The 19,540-nt window shown below is 65.9% G+C and carries 19 protein-coding genes; 12 read left to right on the forward strand and 7 right to left on the reverse strand.

Features of this window, described 5'->3' with window-relative positions:
* Positions 1-148: 148 nt before the first annotated feature.
* Both RPB_RS07180 and RPB_RS07185 read left to right on the forward strand, forming a co-directional pair.
* Positions 149-442, forward strand: a complete 294-nt coding sequence (locus RPB_RS07180) for a DUF1244 domain-containing protein (RefSeq protein ID WP_011440323.1) — start codon at positions 149-151, stop codon at positions 440-442.
* Between the two features lie 172 nt (positions 443-614).
* Entirely contained in the window at positions 615-887 is a 273-nt protein-coding gene (locus tag RPB_RS07185; RefSeq protein ID WP_011440324.1) for a DUF2312 domain-containing protein, read from the forward strand.
* Positions 888-1,156: 269 nt separating this feature from the next.
* Here the strand turns inward: RPB_RS07185 and RPB_RS07190 are convergent, their stop codons facing one another.
* From RPB_RS07190 to RPB_RS07205, 4 genes are all read right to left on the reverse strand, one after another.
* On the reverse strand, positions 1,157-2,746 hold the full coding sequence (locus tag RPB_RS07190) for a DUF882 domain-containing protein (protein ID WP_011440325.1): 1,590 nt from the start codon (positions 2,744-2,746) through the stop codon (positions 1,157-1,159).
* Between the two features lie 265 nt (positions 2,747-3,011).
* A complete protein-coding gene (locus RPB_RS07195; RefSeq protein WP_011440326.1) occupies positions 3,012-5,168 on the reverse strand; it encodes a L,D-transpeptidase family protein in 2,157 nt (718 codons plus the stop codon).
* 323 nt (positions 5,169-5,491) lie between these two features.
* Positions 5,492-6,994: a sigma-54-dependent transcriptional regulator gene (locus tag RPB_RS07200; protein WP_011440327.1), complete on the reverse strand. Its 1,503-nt coding sequence runs from the start codon at positions 6,992-6,994 to the stop codon at positions 5,492-5,494.
* Between the two features lie 72 nt (positions 6,995-7,066).
* Positions 7,067-7,714, reverse strand: a complete 648-nt coding sequence (locus tag RPB_RS07205; protein WP_041798601.1) for a TerC family protein — start codon at positions 7,712-7,714, stop codon at positions 7,067-7,069.
* 370 nt (positions 7,715-8,084) lie between these two features.
* Here RPB_RS07205 and RPB_RS07210 point away from each other — a divergent pair, with 370 nt between their 5' ends.
* From RPB_RS07210 to RPB_RS07240, 7 genes are all read left to right on the forward strand, one after another.
* Positions 8,085-10,055: a M3 family oligoendopeptidase gene (locus RPB_RS07210; protein ID WP_041798602.1), complete on the forward strand. Its 1,971-nt coding sequence runs from the start codon at positions 8,085-8,087 to the stop codon at positions 10,053-10,055.
* A gap of 136 nt (positions 10,056-10,191) precedes the next feature.
* Positions 10,192-10,416: an AbrB/MazE/SpoVT family DNA-binding domain-containing protein gene (locus tag RPB_RS07215; RefSeq protein ID WP_041798053.1), complete on the forward strand. Its 225-nt coding sequence runs from the start codon at positions 10,192-10,194 to the stop codon at positions 10,414-10,416.
* A 12-nt stretch (positions 10,417-10,428) separates the two neighbouring features.
* Complete coding sequence (locus RPB_RS07220) at positions 10,429-10,821, forward strand: type II toxin-antitoxin system death-on-curing family toxin (RefSeq protein ID WP_011440331.1); 393 nt, start codon at positions 10,429-10,431, stop codon at positions 10,819-10,821.
* Between the two features lie 347 nt (positions 10,822-11,168).
* On the forward strand, positions 11,169-11,321 hold the full coding sequence (locus RPB_RS07225) for an aa3-type cytochrome c oxidase subunit IV (RefSeq protein WP_041798604.1): 153 nt from the start codon (positions 11,169-11,171) through the stop codon (positions 11,319-11,321).
* 79 nt (positions 11,322-11,400) lie between these two features.
* Entirely contained in the window at positions 11,401-12,525 is a 1,125-nt protein-coding gene (locus RPB_RS07230) for a Re/Si-specific NAD(P)(+) transhydrogenase subunit alpha (protein WP_011440333.1), read from the forward strand.
* A 12-nt stretch (positions 12,526-12,537) separates the two neighbouring features.
* The gene (locus RPB_RS07235) at positions 12,538-12,861 is read left to right on the forward strand and encodes a proton-translocating transhydrogenase family protein (RefSeq protein ID WP_011440334.1); all 324 of its coding nucleotides are present in this window, start codon (positions 12,538-12,540) and stop codon (positions 12,859-12,861) included.
* A 13-nt stretch (positions 12,862-12,874) separates the two neighbouring features.
* Entirely contained in the window at positions 12,875-14,278 is a 1,404-nt protein-coding gene (locus tag RPB_RS07240; protein ID WP_011440335.1) for an NAD(P)(+) transhydrogenase (Re/Si-specific) subunit beta, read from the forward strand.
* A gap of 161 nt (positions 14,279-14,439) precedes the next feature.
* Here the strand turns inward: RPB_RS07240 and RPB_RS07245 are convergent, their stop codons facing one another.
* Together RPB_RS07245 and RPB_RS07250 are read right to left on the reverse strand one after the other, a co-directional pair.
* Positions 14,440-15,564, reverse strand: coding sequence for an endonuclease/exonuclease/phosphatase family protein (locus tag RPB_RS07245; protein WP_011440336.1), 1,125 nt, complete (start codon positions 15,562-15,564; stop codon positions 14,440-14,442).
* 272 nt (positions 15,565-15,836) lie between these two features.
* Positions 15,837-16,214 (reverse strand): VOC family protein, encoded by a 378-nt coding sequence (locus RPB_RS07250; protein ID WP_011440337.1) that lies wholly within the window; start codon positions 16,212-16,214, stop codon positions 15,837-15,839.
* Positions 16,215-16,437: 223 nt separating this feature from the next.
* Here RPB_RS07250 and RPB_RS07255 point away from each other — a divergent pair, with 223 nt between their 5' ends.
* Together RPB_RS07255 and RPB_RS07260 are read left to right on the forward strand one after the other, a co-directional pair.
* Positions 16,438-16,725 (forward strand): cupin domain-containing protein, encoded by a 288-nt coding sequence (locus tag RPB_RS07255; RefSeq protein WP_011440338.1) that lies wholly within the window; start codon positions 16,438-16,440, stop codon positions 16,723-16,725.
* Positions 16,726-16,871: 146 nt separating this feature from the next.
* Positions 16,872-17,735, forward strand: coding sequence for a hypothetical protein (locus RPB_RS07260; RefSeq protein ID WP_011440339.1), 864 nt, complete (start codon positions 16,872-16,874; stop codon positions 17,733-17,735).
* A gap of 5 nt (positions 17,736-17,740) precedes the next feature.
* Here the strand turns inward: RPB_RS07260 and RPB_RS07265 are convergent, their stop codons facing one another.
* On the reverse strand, positions 17,741-18,772 hold the full coding sequence (locus RPB_RS07265; RefSeq protein WP_245258322.1) for an ABC transporter ATP-binding protein: 1,032 nt from the start codon (positions 18,770-18,772) through the stop codon (positions 17,741-17,743).
* Positions 18,773-18,787: 15 nt separating this feature from the next.
* Between RPB_RS07265 and modA the strand changes: the two genes are divergently transcribed.
* On the forward strand, positions 18,788-19,537 hold the full coding sequence (modA, locus tag RPB_RS07270) for a molybdate ABC transporter substrate-binding protein (protein ID WP_011440341.1): 750 nt from the start codon (positions 18,788-18,790) through the stop codon (positions 19,535-19,537).
* The last annotated feature ends 3 nt before the right edge of the window (positions 19,538-19,540 follow it).

The raw sequence follows: 19,540 nt of genomic DNA on the forward strand, positions 1-19,540 counted from the left end.
CGGGCGCGGCGCCCGGGCGGGCGGCAGATGCGATCGACGCGGCTCCGACAAGCGCGATCTCTGCCGTCGCATTAGCCGCAAGATGTGGCAAAATCCGTCACGCCCCCCATTTCAGCGGGACGATGGCGTGCACGAGAAGGTGAGCGAAATGGACGACAGCACCCGGACCGAACTCGAAGCCGCGGCGTTTCGCCGGCTGGTGGCGCATCTGCGCGAGCGCACCGACGTTCAGAACATCGACCTGATGAACCTCGCCGGGTTCTGCCGCAATTGCCTGTCGAACTGGCTGAAAGACGCCGCCGATGCGCAGGGCGTCGCGATGAGCCGCGACGAGAGCCGCGAAGCGGTTTACGGCATGCCTTACGACACGTGGAAGGCGAAGCACCAGAGCGCGGCGACGCCGGCGCAAACCGAAGCGTTCAAGAAGAGCCACACTCACTGACGCCAAAGTCCAGCACGCAAATCGCGCGGCGCGATTTCTTTGTGCGGTCGCTGTGGATGGGCGCGATGCCCCTTGACGGGGCGGGCCGCTCTGGGGACTGTCCCCCCAAGATGCGGCGCGTGGCGTTCATCCCCGCCGCCTTTTCCGATCATCAAATCCCCAGGAGTGAACGATGGCCACCTCTGCTGCCGCCGTCCAAGACGAGCCCGCGACCAAATTCGCCAAGGACCAGCTCAAGGCCATCATCGAGCGCATCGAGCGGCTCGAAGAAGAGAAGAAGACGATCTCCGACGACATCCGCGACGTCTATGCCGAAGCCAAGGGCAACGGCTACGACGTCAAGGCGCTGCGCACCATCGTCCGGATGCGCAAGCAGGACGCCAATGAGCGCGCCGAGCAGGAGACGATCCTCGAGACCTACATGCAGGCGCTCGGCATGCTGTGAGGCGAAGGCCTCGTGGCGATCGGTTTCGGCAACGCGAAGGTCTTGCAGAGCGGCGGCCTGGAAACCAAGCCGGCGCGCTCTCCACGCGTCGTCACCCGCGCAGGCGGGTGATCCAGTATCGCAGAGCGTCGATCGTGGATCGATGCAGGCGATACAAGCTGGCGCTCTGGAATACCGGGTCGCCCGCCTGCGCGGGCGATGACGGGGGAGGGTGAGGCTGACGCGATGCGCTTCGTTCTACGCCGACAACAACAGCGCCCGCCGTGCGTTCAGCGCAGCGAGGCCGTGGTGAAGCTGGTGGTCGACACCTGGGTCACGGCCGGGCCGGTGAACGCATCCGCATAGAGGCCGGGCTGGGGATCGTCGCAGAACGTCATCGTCACGGCGGTCTCGGGCTTGACGAAATGCTTGGTGAGAAGCGTCATGTCGGCATCGCCGATCGCCGTGGCGCCGGTCGTGACGGCGCTCGGCATCAGGATCATCGCGCGCATCCAGACGTCGCTGTCGCGGCTGCCGGCGGCGGTAATGCGGGCGGAATTGGAGACCAGGCCGCCCTTGGCCTGCGCTGTCTTGCCGACCACCGTGTCGACCTTGGCCGAGACCACCGGATGCCGCGCCAGTGACGACGGCCGGGCGGCCGTCGGGATCGGGGCGCTCGCGGTCACGACATGCCGGTGGGCCGGCTGCGGCTTGGAGACCTTCTCGGTCGAACTGGCGGCGAACGCCATTGCATTCATCGGCGATTGCGGGTCGGCGGCTTCGAGTGCCTGACGAGCGCTGATCGCCGCGACCTGTTGCGGGGTGGCCTGCTTCGGAGCCACCGGGATGTCGTCCCAGAAACCGCGGGCATTGATGATGTCGGCCGGTGTCAGCGCCTTCGGTTCGGACTTGGTCTCGGGCCTGCTGTCGGATTTGGCGGTCTGTTTCGCCGGCTTGGCCAGCGGCACGCTGGTGTCGGCGGATGCGACCTGGATCGGCAGCGCTGGCTTGGCGCGCGGCATCGGGACCGGCTCGGCGCTCACGAGTTTGGCTTCGGCCGGCCTGGCGCTGACGGCTGCGGGCGTCGTGGCAGCGCCGGCGCTTTCGTCTTCGTCGTCCGCAGACTTGCCGCGGAATAGGGCGGTCAGGAAATTGCTCTTGGACGGCGCGGCGTCGCGGCCGTCGCCGCGCTTGCGAATGTCGGCCAGCGCCAGTTCATAGCCCGGCAGCGGTCGGCCGTCGGTCGGCAGATGCACGGTGCGGCCATCCGGGAACACCCGGGCGAGCTGATCGGAGGACATCCGCGGCCAGTGGCGGACACGGCCGGTATCGAGATGGACGAAGGGCGAGCCGGAGGTCGGATAGAAGCCGACGCCGCCGCGTTGCAGCCTGAGCCCGGCGAAGCGGATCTTTTCCAGGGCGACGCCCGGGATGAAGAAGTCCATCGCCTGGCCCATGGTGTGCTGGCTGTGACGGGCCACGCCGGAGGAGCGGCGGCGGAGCATGGCGTTGGTGGCGGGGGAACGGTAGGCGGAGATGATCTGGATCGGCTGCTTGCCGTCGACGTCGCGGTAGACTTCCCAGAGGATGTCGAACAGCGACCTGTCCATCGCGGTCTTGTCCTGGCTGCGCCAGTCCCGCAGGAAATGATTGAGCTTGCCGAGCGCCTCTTCGTCGTAGCGGCCGTTGCGCTTGAAGGTGACGGTGAGGTCTTCGCCGGAATGGGTGTGGTGGAACGAGAGCGTGCGGCTGTCGCCGACGGCGGAGGCGTCATGTACCGTCCCTGCGCCGACCAGCAAAATGGCCGAGGTCAGCGCGGCGCCGTAGCCGAGTTTGGGCAGCGACAGTGATTTCAGACGGCGCGCAAGTCCAGCCAGCACGAAAAGCCCCACCAGAAGGACGACCGAACGGGAGCCTGTCTCAACCCCGAATGCGTGAGACAGGTGATTGCATCGTTCACGGAGCGTTACCGACCGCGACCACGATGCCCGTTTCCCCAAGTCGATCGTCAACCTTAACCTGCGGACTATGGCGAAATCGAGCCCGCTGCCGGCATCCTGATGGACAATGGTTAATGGAAGCGGCTCATCGGGAAACGAGCCGTTGTTCCATTTCAGTTTTTCGTCTTAACGCGGGAACCTCGGGTCAGCGCGTATAGCGCTGCTGGGTGCGGCGCATCGGCTGCGGCTGCGGTGCCGGAGGACCGCCGAACAGCCGTTCGAAGAAGTTCAGCCCGGACGATTGCGACGAGCCGGTGTAGTCACCGGCGATGTTCACGCCGGGCGGCACGTTGGTCGGGCGGCTGTAGTTCGGCTGCGCATGGGCGACCACGGCTTCGAGATTCTTGCCTTTGTCGTTTTTCAGCAGCGCCAGCATCCTGGCATCGCGACCGTAGACGTCCTTGCGGAGCTGCAGCTTGCCGTCGTCGTCCACGAAGGCCGTCTGGTAGGTGATGTTGACCGGGATCGGCGTCGGGAAGTTCAGATTGACCTCGCTGCGGCCGTACATCGAGCGGATCTTCGCCGGGGTGTAGTCCTTGTCCGGCATGGCGATGTTCAGCAGCGCCGCGGCGTATTGATCCGGATTTTGCACCCGCATGCAGCCGTGGCTGAAGGCGCGCTCCTCACGGGCGAACAGGTTCTTGTCCGGCGTGTCGTGCTGATACACCAGGAATTTGTTCGGGAAGTTGAAGCGGATGCGGCCGAGCGCGTTGGCTTCGCCCGGCGGCTGCGAGATGTGGATCGAGCCGTCGCGGTTGCGCGACATCTTCAGGCCCATGCGGTCCAGCACGGTCGGATCCTGCGCCAGCGCCGGCAGGTACTCGTTGTTGATGATCGACGGCGGCACGTTCCAGGTCGGATTGACGGTGATGTACTTCATCGTCTCCGTCAGCAGTGGCGTGGCGTGCTTGCCCGGCTTGCCGATCACCACGCGGGTGGTCCAGACCTGCGCGCCGTTGTGCATCAGTTTCAGCGTGTAGTCCGGCACGTTGAGGATCACATAGGCGTCGCCGAGCGACGCCGCGCCGAGCTGTCGCGGCAGCCAGCGCCAGCGCTCCATATTGACCATGATGGTGTCGATGGTGCGGTCGCGCTTCGGCGTGTTCAGCGCCTTCACGGTGCGGTCGTCGAGGATGCCGGTCGGCTTCAGATCGGCGCCGCGCTGGAATTTGCGCACCGCCTCGGCGACCTTGGCGTCGTACGTGGTGCTGTCGGCGTCCTCGGTGATGCCGAGCTTGGCGCGGAGCTGCGGCACGCGCGGATCGTCCATCGTCACCGCCGCCTGTTTCTTGCGCGCCGGGACGAATTTCAGCGTCTCGCCTTCGGCGATCTTGAGCACCGGGCCGTCACTTTCGCCGCGCAATTCGGCGAGCTTCTTCTTCAGCTCCTTGTAGAGCCTGTGCGGCGGGTTGTAGCTCCCGAGCGCCGCCGAGGCGTCCTTGGCGGTGGTGACGCTGGCGAGAACGTCGGCCGGATCGATCGGATGCTCCGGATATTGGATGTCCGAACCGGCCTGCGACCAGTGCATCCGGCCGCTCTGCGCCTGGCGCGCATAATCCATCATGCTCTCGGTGAGCCGCAGCTCGGCCTCGGCAAGCGTCGTCGGCGACGGCGCGGCGGCGAAATCCGGCACCGGATAGTCGTCCGGGTCGAGGCCGTCGGCGGCGGCGTCCTTCAGCCGCGCGATCACGCCTTTGCCGGCCGCGGTCAGCGCGCCGGCCTTCGTCCACACCGGCGCGTAGTCGCGCGCTTCATAGAATTTCTCGACGGCGGCCCGCTCGACCTTGCGCTCGAAATAGCGCGACGCCTTGGTCGCCAGCGTCTCGCGGACCTTGTCGGCAACCGGCTGATCAGCGGCCGGCACTGTGCTCGCAGCCGTCTGCGGTTCGGCGGGCTGGTCCTTGGTGGCCTGCTCCTTGACCGCTTCGGCGGCTGGCGCGGTTGCGGCGGCGGCAGCCGGGGGCCCGGCGGGCGTCGGCGCGGGCGCCGCGGCGCTGTCGGCCTTGGGCTCGACCTTGGGCTCGACCTTGGCTTCGGCTTTGGGCTCGGGGCTGGGTTCAGTCGACGACGCCGTCGGCGCGGTCGCCGGGGCTGCGATGGAATCGAGCTTGAAATCGCCGATCGAAGGCGGCGGCAGATCGACCGGCTGGGGCACCGGGACGGCGGCATCGATGGCGAGGTCGGCGGGGGTCTTCGGAGCCGATTGCGCGATCACCGAGCTCGCCGAAACGGTCAGGAACGTCGCCGCAACGGCCATCAGCACGCCTTCGAATCCGCGGCGGCCAGTCGAGTGATCTCGCATTCATCTACCCCTTGGAGAAGCTGCCCGTGTGGGGCAGTTCGTGTTCTTGATGTTGTGCTCTCGGCGGTCCCGCCCGACGAGCGACATTGCGTCTCAAACTCAGGACGACAGTCGGACGATACACATGCCCGGTTCGAGCGGCCAGCGCCGGCCGGGTGGATTCACGACAAACTGACCGCGCGGGCTCCGATTTCAACGCGTTAGCCGCATGCTGCTGCTTTTGCCATGTGTTGCCAGCTTTGTCTGTCACCACACCGCAACGGTTCGAATGTTCCCGGCGGGTATTTGGGCGCCGCCTTTGCCGCGGCGCCGCCACAATTCGCTCAGCGTGTGTCCGCCGGCGTCGACGCCTTGGCTGCGCGCGCCGCTTCCATTTCGTCGAGCTTGCGATACAGGGTCGAGCGGCCGATTTTCAGCCGCCTCGCCACTTCCGACATCTGGCCGCGATAATGCGAGATCGCAAAGCGGATGATCTCGTTCTCCAACTCGTCCAGTGCGCGGACGTCGCCGCTGGCGTTCAGCATCTGCAGGCTGCCGTGGGTGCTCAGCGGTGCGATCGGCGCCTCGTTGGCCACGACGAATTGCGCCGACCCCGGCGGCTCCAGGATTAGCGGCTCGCCGTCGGCCTCGCCGGTCGGCACCGTCGAGGGCGCGCTCGCCAGCGGGAAGTCGTCGATGCCGAGCTGATCGCCCTCGCTCATCACCACGGCGCGATACACCGCGTTTTCGAGCTGGCGGATGTTGCCGGGCCAGTCGAGCTGGGCAAGGCGGGCCATCGCTTCGCCGCTGATGCCGCCGATCTTGCGGTTCTCCTCGGCGCAGAACCGCACCAGAAAATGCCGCAGCAGCGGCGGGATGTCCTCGCGCCGCGTCCGCAGCGGCGGCACCGTCAGCGGCAGGACGTGCAGGCGGTAGAACAGATCCTCGCGGAACTGGCCGGCCTTGACCCGGTCGAGCAGCCGGCGATTGGTCGCCGAGATGATACGGACGTCGACCTTCAACGGCTTGCGTCCGCCGACCGCCTCGACGGCGCCTTCCTGCAGCGCGCGCAGCAGCTTGACCTGGGCGGCCAACGGTAATTCGCTGACCTCGTCGAGAAACAGCGTGCCGCCGCTGGCTTCGACGAACTTGCCCATGTGGCGATCGGTGGCGCCGGTGAACGCGCCCTTCTCGTGCCCGAACAGGATCGACTCGACCAGATTGTCCGGGATCGCGCCGCAATTCACGGCGACGAACGGCTTGCTCTGTCGCTCGCTCGAGCCGTGGATGGCGCGCGCGAACATCTCCTTGCCGACACCGGATTCGCCCTCGATCAGCACCGGGATCGACGAGCCCGCGGCCTTCTGCGCGGCGCGCAGCACGGCGGCCATCGCGTCGCTGCGGGTGATGATGTCGGAAAACGTCAGCCGGCCTTCGCGGCTGTGACGGATTCGCTGCAACTCGCCCTTCAGGGCGCTGGCGTTGAGTGCGTTGCGCAAGCTGACCTGCAGCCGCTCGATACCGACCGGCTTGACGACGAAGTCGTGCGCGCCGGCGCGCATCGCCGAGACCACATTGTCGATGCCGCCATGCGCGGTCTGCACGATCACCGGCACGTTCAGGCCGGCCTCGCGGATCTTGCCGAGCACGCCGAGGCCGTCGAGGCCGGGCATCACGAGATCGAGCACCACGGCGTCGAATGCAGCCGTGTCCGGCGCCGTCAGCAGCGCCATCGCAGCGTCGCCGCTGTCGGCCAGCACGGCCTCGTAGCCGCACTTCTGCACCATGTTCTCGACCAGCCGGCGCTGCACCGGATCGTCGTCCGCGATCAGAATTCGCTCAACCATACCACTCTCAAGCCCGCAGTGTCCCGAATTGGTGCACCATGGGCGTGAAAGCGTTAACGACCCGTGAAGACGTCAGAGCATTGCGAATGCGTGCGGCCAGACTTCGAGGGCTCCGCGATAGATCATGTCGAGCGCCACATAGAGAATGATGGCGAGGCCGACATAGGCGATCCAGCGGTGGTTCTGCAGCAGCCGGGCGATGAAGGTCGCGGCGAGCCCCATCAGGGCGATCGACAGGGCGAGGCCGAACACCAGAATGATCGGGTGTTCACGCGCGGCGCCGGCGACCGCCAGCACGTTGTCGAGCGACATCGAGACGTCGGCCAGCGTGATCTGCCAGACCGCCTGGCCCAGCGTCTTGGTCGGCGCCCCGGAGGTGCCGTTCAGGCTGCGATCCTCGTCCGTATCGTCGTCGCTGGCGTGGTTGGTGCGCAGTTCGCGCCACATCTTCCAGCACACCCACAGCAGCAGGACGCCGCCGGCCAGCAGCAGGCCGATGATCTGCAGCAGCTGCACGGTGACGCTGGCGAAGGCGATGCGCAACACGGTGGCGGCGATGATGCCGATCAGGATCGCCTTGTTGCGCTGCGCTTTCGGCAGGCCGGCGGCGGCCAGCCCGATGACGACGGCGTTGTCGCCGGCCAGCACCAGGTCGATCATGATGACCTGCGCCAGCGCAGTCAGGCCTTCGGGCGTGAAGATCGTGAGGAATTCGTTCATCATCGGGCCTCTCCGTGAACGTCCAGTCCGACATCACAGTTCCTGCGAACTGCCAGAGGGGCCCGGTCCTTGGACGTCATTGCTGTGACAGACGCCGGCGGCATCTGCGGGGGTGACTTGACTCAGGTGACTTAGCAGGCAGGCGGCGACAGAAACTTGACGCAATCCGCGCGGGGCATAGCTTCGTCGAATGGGGCTTGTTCGTAGCGGGTACGCGGCCTGCGATCAAGCGGCGTAGGCCGTTCGCTGGCGCGCGGCCCTGTTCCGCGCCCGTTCCGCGGCGAAGCGGCGCCTTGAAACAGCCGCTTGCGGAGGCCACGTGTCGACGAGTAGCGTTCGCAACACAATTCACGCCATGTCGAAAGCTTCCATGTCGAAATCAGCCACCTCCCGAGCCGCCAAGACCTCCCGAACTGCCAAGACTGCCCGTGTCGCCAAGACCTCGCCTGTCACCAAGACCTCGCCTGTCACCAAGGTCTCGCCTGTCACCAAGGCGTCGCGTAAGCCAATGGCGAGCAAGTCGGCGAAGCCCGCGAAAAAGCAGGCGGCCGCGGCGGGCCGGAAGCCGGTCAAGCTGCCGGAATGGAATCTGGCCGATCTGTATTCGGCGATCGATGCGCCGCAGGTCGCCGCCGATCTCGACCGGCTCGACGCCGAATGCGCCGCGTTCGAGGCCGAGTTCAAGGGCAAGCTGGCGGAGCAGGCAGCCGCCGACGGCGGCGGCGCATGGTTGGCCGGCGCGGTGAAGCGCTACGAGGCGATCGAGGATCTGGCCGGTCGGCTCGGCTCCTATGCGGGCCTCGTCCACGCCGGCGACAGCGTCGACCCGGTGAAGTCGAAATTCTACGGCGACGTTTCCGAGCGGCTGACCGCGGCGTCGGTGCATCTGTTGTTCTTCTCGCTGGAACTCAATCGCGTCGACGACGCGGTGCTGGAGCGGGCCATGCAGGCACCCGAACTCGGTCACTACCGGCCGTGGATCGAGGATCTGCGCAAGGACAAGCCGTATCAGCTCGACGACCGTGTCGAGCAGCTGTTCCACGAAAAGTCGCAGACCGGCTACGGCGCCTTCAATCGGCTGTTCGACCAGACCATCTCCGGCCTGCGCTTCAAGCTCGGCGGCAAGGAACTGGCGATCGAGCCGACGCTGAATCTGCTGCAGGACCGTACACCGGCCAAGCGCAAGGCGGCGGCCGAGGCGCTGGCCAAGACCTTCAAGGCCAACGAGCGCACCTTCGCGCTGATCACCAATACGCTGGCCAAGGACAAGGAGATTTCCGACCGCTGGCGCGGCTTCGAGGACGTCGCGGATTCGCGGCATCTCGCCAACCGTGTCGAGCGCGAGGTGGTCGATGCGCTGGTCGCCTCGGTGCGCGCCGCCTATCCGCGGCTGTCGCATCGCTACTACAAGCTCAAGGCCGGCTGGTTCGGCAAGAAGAAGCTGCCGCATTGGGACCGCAACGCGCCGCTGCCGTTCGCGGCCACCGGCAGCATCGCGTGGCCGGAAGCGCGCGAGATGGTGCTGACCGCCTACAGCGCGTTCTCGCCGGAAATGGCGCGGATCGCCGAGCGGTTCTTCACCGATCGCTGGATCGATGCGCCGGTGCGTCCGGGCAAGGCGCCGGGCGCGTTCTCGCACCCGACCACGCCGTCGGCGCATCCTTATGTGCTGATGAACTACCAGGGCAAGCCGCGCGACGTGATGACGCTCGCCCATGAACTCGGCCACGGCGTGCACCAGGTGCTCGCCGCCGGCAACGGCGCGCTGATGGCGCCGACGCCGCTGACGCTGGCCGAGACCGCCAGCGTGTTCGGCGAGATGCTGACCTTCCGCCGGCTGCTGTCGCAGACCAAGAGCGCCAAGCAGCGCCAGGCGTTGCTCGCCGGCAAGGTCGAGGACATGATCAACACCGTGGTGCGGCAGATCGCGTTCTACTCGTTCGAGCGCGCGATCCACACCGAGCGCCGCAGCGGCGAACTCACCGCGCAGCGGATCGGCGAGATCTGGCTCGGCGTGCAGAGCGAGAGCCTGGGGCCGGCGATCGAGATCAAGCCGGGCTACGAGAGCTTCTGGATGTACATCCCGCACTTCATCCATTCGCCGTTCTACGTCTACGCCTACGCGTTCGGCGACTGCCTGGTGAACTCGCTTTACGCGGTCTACGAGCACGCCCAGGAGGGCTTCGCCGAGCGCTACCTCGCGATGCTCTCGGCCGGCGGCACCAAGCACTATTCCGAACTGCTGGCCCCGTTCGGCCTCGACGCCAAGGACCCCAGCTTCTGGGACGGCGGCCTGTCGGTGATCGCCGGCATGATCGACGAACTGGAGGCGATGGGCTAGGGCGGGTCGCCGTCGTAATACATTTGTTGAACGAGGCTTTGGGGCGTGTTATACAGATGTATGACATGCCCCTTTGATTTTTCAGATGAGGATTGAATTTCAACCCGCGCAATTTCGCGCCCCTCAAAGGCTCATCATGAAAATCGAGATCAAGAAGATTGGCAATTCCGATGGTCTGTTGCTGCCGAAAGAACTGATGCAGCGCCTCGATCTGAAGCGCGGCCAGGAACTGCACATCACGGAGCTCGCCGGAGGCGGCTTCCAGGCGATGCCCTACGACCCCGACTTCGAGCGGACGATGGAGATCGCCGACGAGGTGATGGAAAAATACAAGGACACGCTCGCCGCCCTCGCCAAATGATTGGAAGTCCGGATGAGCGACCCCGTCGAACCGCTGTGGATCACCTACGAGCAGGCGATTGCGATGCACGCCCGCCAGCTGCGCCGCTTCGGTGGCGCACCCGGCCTGCGGGACGAGGGGATGCTCCGATCGGCGCTCGAACGCCCGATCAACAAATGGCGCTATGAGTCGTCGGATCTCGCAGAGCTGGCGGCCGCTTACGCCTTCGGCCTCGCCAAGAATCATGCGTTTGTCGATGGCAACAAGCGGATCGCCTTCATGGCGTTGATGGTGTTTCTGACCAAGAACGGCGTCGCGTTCGACCCTTCTGCGGCCCATTCGACCTCGATCATTCTCTCCCTCGCCGCCGGCGAAGTCAGCGAGGCGAGCCTGACCCGCTGGATCAGGGACAACTGGCCGGCTTAGAGCTTTTCAAGCGCAGCGATGCCGTAGCCGGCGTGACGCCCGGCAGACAGAAGCCGGCGGAAATCGCCGGCGCGGGGCTCATCATCAGCGCCAGATCGTCCCTGTGCGCTGCGCAAATTCGGCGAAACGAACCGCATCGCGGAATAATCGTCGCAGTTATTGCAAGCGCCTCCGAAGAGCTTGTCGTGGGACCCGGTTCAGATCACACTGCGGCGTCGCAGGGGCGGCAGCCGAGCTGATTTGGAATGATCCAAACTGGTTAGGTGAGTGCGGTGCAGCGCCGTTGCCCTCGCATAGGGATTGCGCTAATGGCACAGCACTTTCAAGAAAATCGCTCGGAGAAGACGATGGCTGAGAAACACGACCTTGCCTACACCACCGCTTCGGGCAACGACTACGCGGCCCACGAGCAAACCTACGAAGGTTTCATCAAGCTGGTGAAGTACGGCTCGGCGGCGGTGATCGCGATCGTCGCCTTGATGGCGATCTTCCTGACCTGACTTCGACCCTGAGTGCATCGCCGGAAAGCGGTGTCGAGACTGCCAGCTCACGCGCGCGCCAGGCGCCGCAGGAGGCTCCATGAAAATTGCTGTTGCCAAAGAACTCGATGCTTCTGAACCGCGTGTCGCGGCGACGCCCGACACGGTGAAGAAGCTGAAGGCGCTGGGTGCCGACATCGTCGTCGAGCCGGGTGCCGGCATCAAGTCGGGTCTGCCGGATTCCGATTTCACCGCCGCCGGCGCCACCGTCAGCGCCGACGCGCTGAAGGACGCCGACATCATCCTCAAGGTGAAGCGTCCGGAAGCCTCCGAACTCGCCGCCTACAAGCGCGGCGCGCTGGTGATGGCGATCATGGACCCCTACGGCAACGACGCCGCGCTGAAGGCGATGGCCGACGCCGGCGTCACCGCCTTCGCGATGGAGCTGATGCCGCGCATCACCCGCGCGCAGGTGATGGACGTGCTGTCGAGCCAGGCCAATCTCGCCGGCTATCGCGCGGTGATCGACGCCGCCGAGCAGTTCGGCCGGGTGTTTCCGATGATGATGACCGCGGCCGGCACCGTGCCCGCCGCCAAGGTGTTCATCATGGGCGTCGGCGTCGCCGGCCTGCAGGCGATCGCCACCGCGCGCCGGCTCGGCGCCATCGTCACCGCGACCGACGTCCGCCCCGCCACCAAGGAGCAGGTCGAATCGTTGGGCGCCAAGTTCCTCGCGGTCGAGGACGAAGAGTTCAAGAACGCCCAGACCGCCGGCGGCTACGCCAAGGAAATGTCGAAAGAGTATCAGGCCAAGCAGGCCGCTCTGACCGCCGAACACATCAAGAAGCAGGACATCGTCATCACCACCGCGCTGATCCCGGGCCGGCCCGCGCCGCGCCTCGTCACCGCCGAGATGGTGCGCTCGATGAAACCGGGTTCGGTGCTGGTCGATCTGGCGGTCGAGCGCGGCGGCAACGTCGAAGGTGCAAAGCCCGGCGAAGTCGTCGAGACCGACGGCGTCAGGATCGTCGGTTACACCAATGTCGCCGGCCGCGTCGCGGCGTCGGCGTCCGCCCTGTATGCGCGCAATCTGTTCAGCTTCATCGAGACGCTGATCAACAAGGACAGCAAGGCGCTGGCGGTGAATTGGGACGACGATCTGGTCAAGGCCACCGCGCTGACGCGCGACGGCGCCGTCGTTCACCCGAACTTCCAGCCGAAATAAAGGAAAGCCGCCATGGAGCATGTCGTGCAGGCCGTCGATCCGTTCGTGTTTCGGCTGTCGATTTTCGTTCTGGCCGTGTTCGTCGGCTATTTCGTGGTGTGGGCGGTGACGCCCGCGCTGCACACCCCGCTGATGTCGGTGACCAACGCGATCTCCTCGGTGATCGTGGTCGGCGCGTTGCTGGCGGTCGGCGTGTCGCTGGTCGGCAGCGACAACGGTCCGCTGTGGGCGCGTGGCTTCGGCTTCGTCGCGCTGATCTTCGCGTGTATCAACATCTTCGGCGGTTTCCTTGTCACCCAGCGCATGCTGGCGATGTACAAGAAGAAGCAGAAGTGATTAGGGGCCGTCGATGAACGCCAATCTTTCCGCACTTCTGTATCTGATCGCCGGCGTCCTGTTCATTCTGTCGCTGCGTGGTCTGTCGTCGCCGGCCACCAGCCGTCAGGGCAACCTGATGGGCATGACCGGCATGGGGATCGCGATCCTCACCACGCTGGCCGGCCATCCGCCCGCCGACTTCCTCGGCTGGGTGCTCGTCATCCTCGGCATCGCCATCGGCGGCGGCATCGGCGCGGTGATCGCCAAGCGGGTGCCGATGACCTCGATGCCCGAACTGGTCGCGGCCTTCCACTCGCTGGTCGGCATGGCCGCGGTGCTGGTCGCCGCCGGCGCGTTCTATGCGCCCGCAGCCTTCGACATCGGCGTGCCCGGCAACATCCACGGCGCGAGCCTGGTCGAAATGTCGCTCGGCGTCGCCATCGGTGCGCTGACCTTCACCGGCTCGGTGATCGCATTCCTCAAGCTGTCCGGCCGCATGAGCGGCGCGCCGATCATCTTGCCGGCGCGTCACGTGGTGAACATCACGCTCGGTGTCATCATGGTGGTTGCGATCATCGTGCTGGTGATCACCGGCCACGAATACGCCTTCTGGGTGATCACCGCCGTCGCGCTGCTGCTCGGCATCCTGATGATCATCCCGATCGGCGGCGCCGACATGCCGGTCGTGATCTCGATGCTGAACTCGTATTCCGGCTGGGCCGCCGCCGGCATCGGCTTCACGCTCGGCAACTCGGCGCTGATCATCACCGGCGCGCTGGTCGGCTCCTCGGGCGCGATTCTGTCCTACATCATGTGCAAGGGCATGAACCGCTCCTTCATCTCGGTGATCCTCGGCGGCTTCGGCGGCGAGACCGCGGCTGCCGGCGGTGGCGGTGGCGAACAGCGTCCGGCCAAGCTCGGCTCGGCCGACGACGCCGCCTTCATCATGAAGAACGCCCAGAAGGTCATCATCGTGCCGGGCTACGGCATGGCGGTGGCGCAGGCCCAGCACGCGCTGCGCGAGATGGCCGACACGCTGAAGAAGGAAGGCGTCGAGGTGAAGTACGCGATTCATCCGGTCGCCGGCCGTATGCCGGGCCACATGAACGTGCTGCTCGCCGAAGCCAACGTGCCCTACGACGAGGTGTTCGAACTCGAGGACATCAACTCGGAATTCGCGCAGGCCGACGTGGCCTTCGTGATCGGCGCCAACGACGTCACCAACCCGGCCGCCGAAGAGGATCCGACCTCGCCGATCTACGGCATGCCGGTGCTGCAGGTGTGGAAGGCCGGCACCGTGATGTTCATCAAGCGGTCGCTGGCGTCGGGTTACGCCGGCATCGACAACCCGCTGTTCTATCGCGACAATACGATGATGCTGCTCGGCGACGCCAAGAAGATGACCGAGAACATCGTCAAGGCGATGAATCACTAATTCGACGAATCAAGACGCTTCGACGTCTCGAACGACAACGCCCGGCCGCAAGGCCGGGCGTTTTGCATTTGGGACATCGTCGTTGCGAGGAGCACCCGGATCGGCGCTTCGCGTCGTCCGAGTATAGGCTCCACGACGAAGCAATCCAGCTCGACGCCGGTCTAGTCGCGTCGATCCGCGGGCACCCATTGAAACCAAATACGAACCTGCCCGTGATCCGATTCGGCATGCGAGGCATGGGCGACGTGATCGTTGAAGAATTGCATCTCGCGAAACGTCCATAGCCTCTTGTCGGAATAGTCGTAGAACTGTTCCGACACCAGAGCGTGGTCGATTACCTCGCGCACGTTCTTGAATTCATGGGTGTAGTACACGTCACCAAGGCTACGAAGTTGCTGCAGCGTCACGCCGGTATAGAGCCCGGCGTCACTGCGCGCGCCCGCCCTGCTGCCAGCGACGACACGAAACGTCGGCTGGCCCGACAGGATGGACAGAACATTCGAGAACTGGCCATCGTTGACGTCGCCGAGGACGATCGTCGGATCGTCCGTGTCGCGCATAGTGTCGTTCAGGATGATGCGCAGCGCTGCGGCCTCGGCGGTGCGCCGGATCGCCGACAACGCGCCGCCCAGCGCATCCTTGTGCGGACGGATGTCAGGGTCTTTGTACTCTTCGTCGTCGAGAGGGGTCGACAGTTTCGACTTCAGGTGAGTGCAGAACACCTGAATGGGCGGTACGGAAGGGCTCCTCGCGGTGCCGTGCGTCACCGTGACCTGGAGCGGCGAGCGGGAAAACTCGCTGATGGAAACGTCGATACGTTCGTCTTCGTGGCTGGGCCCGAACTCGTCGTTCTCGTCCGGCACGATACTCTCGTCGGCCTGCGGCGGATTGGCCCTAAGCGCCGTCATGGTGTGCTTGCGCTTCTTCAGCCGGAAGCCCTGCGGAAAGGCTTTGTGCCGTTTGACGCCGGCGATCTCCCAGGGCTTGCGCACCGCGGCGGCCACCGCGATGCCGTCCCAGGCTCCCTCCTTGATATAGGCGAAGGCGTAGCGATCGCTCAGCTCTGCGGCCTGGAAGGCGGCCTCAAGGGCCCGGCGATCCCACAGTTCCTGGAAGGCGATCACGTCAGCATCCAGGCGTTGGACCATCGACCCGATCCAGGCGATCTTGGCGTCGTATTGTTCTTGCGTGTACGGCCGGCTTTTCGGGTACATCGGCTGATCGGGAAGCTGCAGATTGTAGAGATTGAACGTGGCGAAACTGATGTTGCGTTGATTGGCGGGCACAGTGAGACCTCGCTGAAATCAAAGAACAAAAACCATGGTGGGATCTGCGGTGAAACTACGCAGTGATAAAATTATGGCGCTGAAATTACTAAGGGTCGCGAACGAATTGAATACCGTCTTGATGTCAGGATGACGTCAACCCGATGACACGTCCGGTCCTGATCGGGACCGGACGTCGTTGAGCATTTGCGAAGCACCGGCGGCGTAGGCGCCGGCTGTGGATCAGGCGGACTTCCCGCTTGCAACGCTGCGGCGCAGCGTGCTCGCAGAACTCACCCCATCCGGTGCAGTGCGCAGATCTTGTTGCCGTCGGGGTCGCGCAGATAGGCGAGATACATCCTGGTGCCGCCCATCTCGCGGACCCCCGGCGGGTCCTCGCAGGGCGTGCCGCCGCTGGCGACGCCGGCGGCGTGCCAGGCGTCGGCCTCTTCGGGGGATTTGGCGAGGAAGCCGATGGTGCCACCATTGGCCGGCGTCGCCGGCTGGCCGTCGATCGGCTTCGACACCGAGAAGGTGCCGGTCTTGCTGCGGTAGAAGACCCGGTGGCGGTCGACCGCGCCCGGGGCGATGCCGAGTGTGCCGAGCAGCTTGTCGTAGAACGACTTCGCCGCCTCGAGGTCGTTGGTGCCGATCATGACGTGAGAAAACATGGTGCTCCCTTAGGTTGTTTTTGATTTCACCCCGAGGGTGATGCGGCGACTATACGCGTCGCTTGCGATTTGGCGAGACGGCGGATGCGGCCGTCCGCGGAGCGGAATTCGGTCACGACGAGGTTGCACAGCCGCATGAGCGGCAGGCCGTGTCCGGGCGATGGCGATGGTGGTATGCGGTTTGCTTGCGTTCGCGCCGATCGTGCCACTGAGGATGAGAATCATGACGCTTGCTGCCCAATCCGAAATCCAGATCGACAATGACGAGGTGCGTGTCACCGAATGGCGGCTCGCGCCCGGCGCCGCCACGGGGCCGCATCGCCACGGCATGGACTATGTCATCGTCCCGGTGGCGGACGCCGAGATGACGATCGTGGCGCCGGACGGCACCCGCTCCATTGCGCAGCTCAAGACCGGCCAATCGTACTTCCGCAAGGCCGGCGTTGAGCACGACGTGCTCAACGAGAGCACCACCGAGATCGTGTTTCTGGAGGTCGAGCTGAAAGCTTAACCGCGTCTTAAGCGTTGTGGACCAGCTTCCCCGAGGGCGCGCCGCGGCGCGCCCTTTGGCATGATCCGATGCCACCGATCCGTCGCAGTTGATCCCTCAATCAGCCTCAAACATCGAGCATCAAGCGTGCGGGGAAGAGGCAGGCAATGCTGAAATACATCACCGAGAAATTGATAGGGCAGATCTTGCCGTCGGTGGTCGCCACCGTGATCGGCGCCTATGTCGTGAACCAGTACATCAACAAGCCGGCCACCCCGGCGTCCCACCATGCCGCCAAGATCGACGATGGCGCCGGCGCGGCGAAGCCCGTCGAGGCGGCGCTGACGGCGCCGCCGCCGGACGCCGACAAGGCCGATTCGTCCAAACCCGACCAGGCCAAACCCAAGACGCAAGCTGCCGAGAAGCCCTCGCTCCGGCATTCTGTGACGCCGCGTGAGAAGGCGGCCGACAAGGCGGCCGCCGACAAGGCCGCTGCGAAGTCGGCCGTCGCCACGGCGGTGCCCGAGCCCGCGAAGGCCCAGGATGATCGTCGCGACGAGCGCCGCGACGCCAACCGCGATCCCAACGACGTGCTCCGCGCCGCCGTCGAGCGGCTGCGCGCCGCGGAGCCGGCGCGGCCTGCGGCGACCGAAATCATGGCGCGCACGCCGGAGTCGGTGAAGGTTCAGGAGTCCTTCAAGGTCCAGGAGACGCCCAAGGTCCAGGAGACGCCCAGGCTCCAGGAGCCGCCGCGCGGCGCCGTGGCGCTGCAGCCATTGCCGCCGCCGGTCAATGTCGCCACGCCGGCTGCCAACGCCACGATGACCACCAGCACGAGTTTCACCGGCTCGGTGCCGCCCGCCGCAACGGCAGATGCCAGCTTCGGCGGCTCGCGGATTGCCCCGCCGGCCGATATTCCCTCGGCCGCCGCGACGCGGGGCGAGGGCGGTGCGCCGGCGCAGAACCCCTCGGTCGCCGAGGACGTGCTGCTGGCAGCGAAATCGGTGTTCCACGCCGTCCTGCCGCGCTGACCTGCTCAGCCGCGGAGGCTGGCCCGTTTCGCGTCGGGCGGGGTGCCATCGGATCGGATTGCGGCCGGCCGTATCGCCGCCCGATCGGCGTATAGCATCACCGTGTCGCCCGGCTGCAGCGACGTGACGCCGTCGCCGCTCAAGCGCAGCCGCCTGGCGCGTCCGTCGATCCGGACCATGCAGGTGCCGTGCGCATCGCGACCGCCGAGATACTCGCCGATCATCGTCAGTCCGTCCTCGGGCTCGGCCGCGCCGAACGCGGCCGCCGGCGCTCCGTCGAAGGCCACCTTGCCATGGTCGAGCCGGATCACCCGATCGGCGAGCCGCAGGATTTCCGCGGCGTCGTGGCTGACCAGCAGCGTCGTCGCGCCGAACCGGGCGTGGAGTTCGCGCAGATCGTCCTGCAGTTTGCGGCGCATCGCCGGGTCGAGTGCCGACAGCGGCTCGTCCAGCATCAGCACGGCCGGGCGCCGCGCCAGCGCGCGGATCAGCGCCAGTCGCTGCTTCTGGCCGCCGGACAGCCGGGTGGGGGGCATCCCGGCAAGGCCGGATAGGCCGACCAGATCGAGCAGCCGATCGGCGTCGCCTGCGCCGCCCCGCGCGCCGAGCGCGTAGTCGACATTGCCGCGCACGGTCATGTTGGGAAAGAGGGCGAAGTCCTGAAACACGAAGCCGATCGAGCGGCGTCGGGTCGGTAGTTCGACGCGCGATTCGGTGTCACACCATGGCGTCGATCCGAGATGGATTTGGGCATGCTGCGGGCGTGCCAGCCCGGCGACGACGCGCAGCAGCGTGGTCTTGCCGGCGCCTGACGGGCCGACGATCGCGACCAGCGATCCGGCCGCGATCGACAGGTCGACGTCGAGATCGAACGGCCCGGCCGGCCCGTCGAGCCGCATCCGGACAGCCACCCGCAGCGTACCGCCGTGTGCCTTCGTCACGTCATTCCTCATCGGCTTCTTCCGATCGTCCACGAGCGTTATATAGTATGATATACAACGAAACCAACCGGTGTTACAGGGGATCAACCTCTCCATGCAAGGCCTGCCGCGATGCCCTCCGCTTTCCTCCGTCCATTCCTGACCGGTGTCGCGCTGGTCGTGCCGCTGGTCGCGGCGAGCGCCGACGAGATCACGCTGGCTGCGGGGGCGGGCTATCGCAGGCCCGTCGCCGAATTGGCTGCGGCCTATGAGAAGCAGTCCGGAGACAAGGTCCTGCAAGTCTACGGACATATGGGCCAGGTCCTGGCGCAAGCTCGCGAGAGCGCCAGGGTGGCGATGGTCTGCGGCGACCGCACGGTGCTGGACAAAGCCGGCGGCATGGCCTTCACGCGGATGGTGCGGCTCGGGACCGGCAGGCTGGTGGTCGCCGTCCGCAAGGGGCTCGAGCTCGGCAAGGCCGAAGACATCGCCGCACCGCAATTCAGGCGGATCGGGATTCCGGATCAGGCGAATGCGGTCTACGGCAAGGCGGGCCGGCAGTTTCTGCAGCGAAGCAAGCTCGAAGCCGAGATTGATCCGCGGCTGATCGCGGTCGCCACCGTGCCACAGGTGACGAGCTACATCGCCAGCGGCGAGATCGACGCCGGCTTCATCAACGCCACGGACGCGCTCGGCGCCGGCGATCGGATCGGCGGTTTCGTCGAAGTCGGCGCCGGATTGTACGACGCGCCGGAAATCGTCTGCGGTATTCCCGCGGCCGCCGACGGCAAGGCGCCGGCGGGCGCCGCAGCGACGGCGGGATTCATCGCCTTCCTCGACACTGCACCGGCGCGCGAGATTCTGACGCGTCACGGCCTCTGAGGC

This window comes from Rhodopseudomonas palustris HaA2 (genome assembly GCF_000013365.1).
Classification (GTDB): Bacteria; Pseudomonadota; Alphaproteobacteria; order Rhizobiales; family Xanthobacteraceae; genus Rhodopseudomonas; species Rhodopseudomonas palustris_J.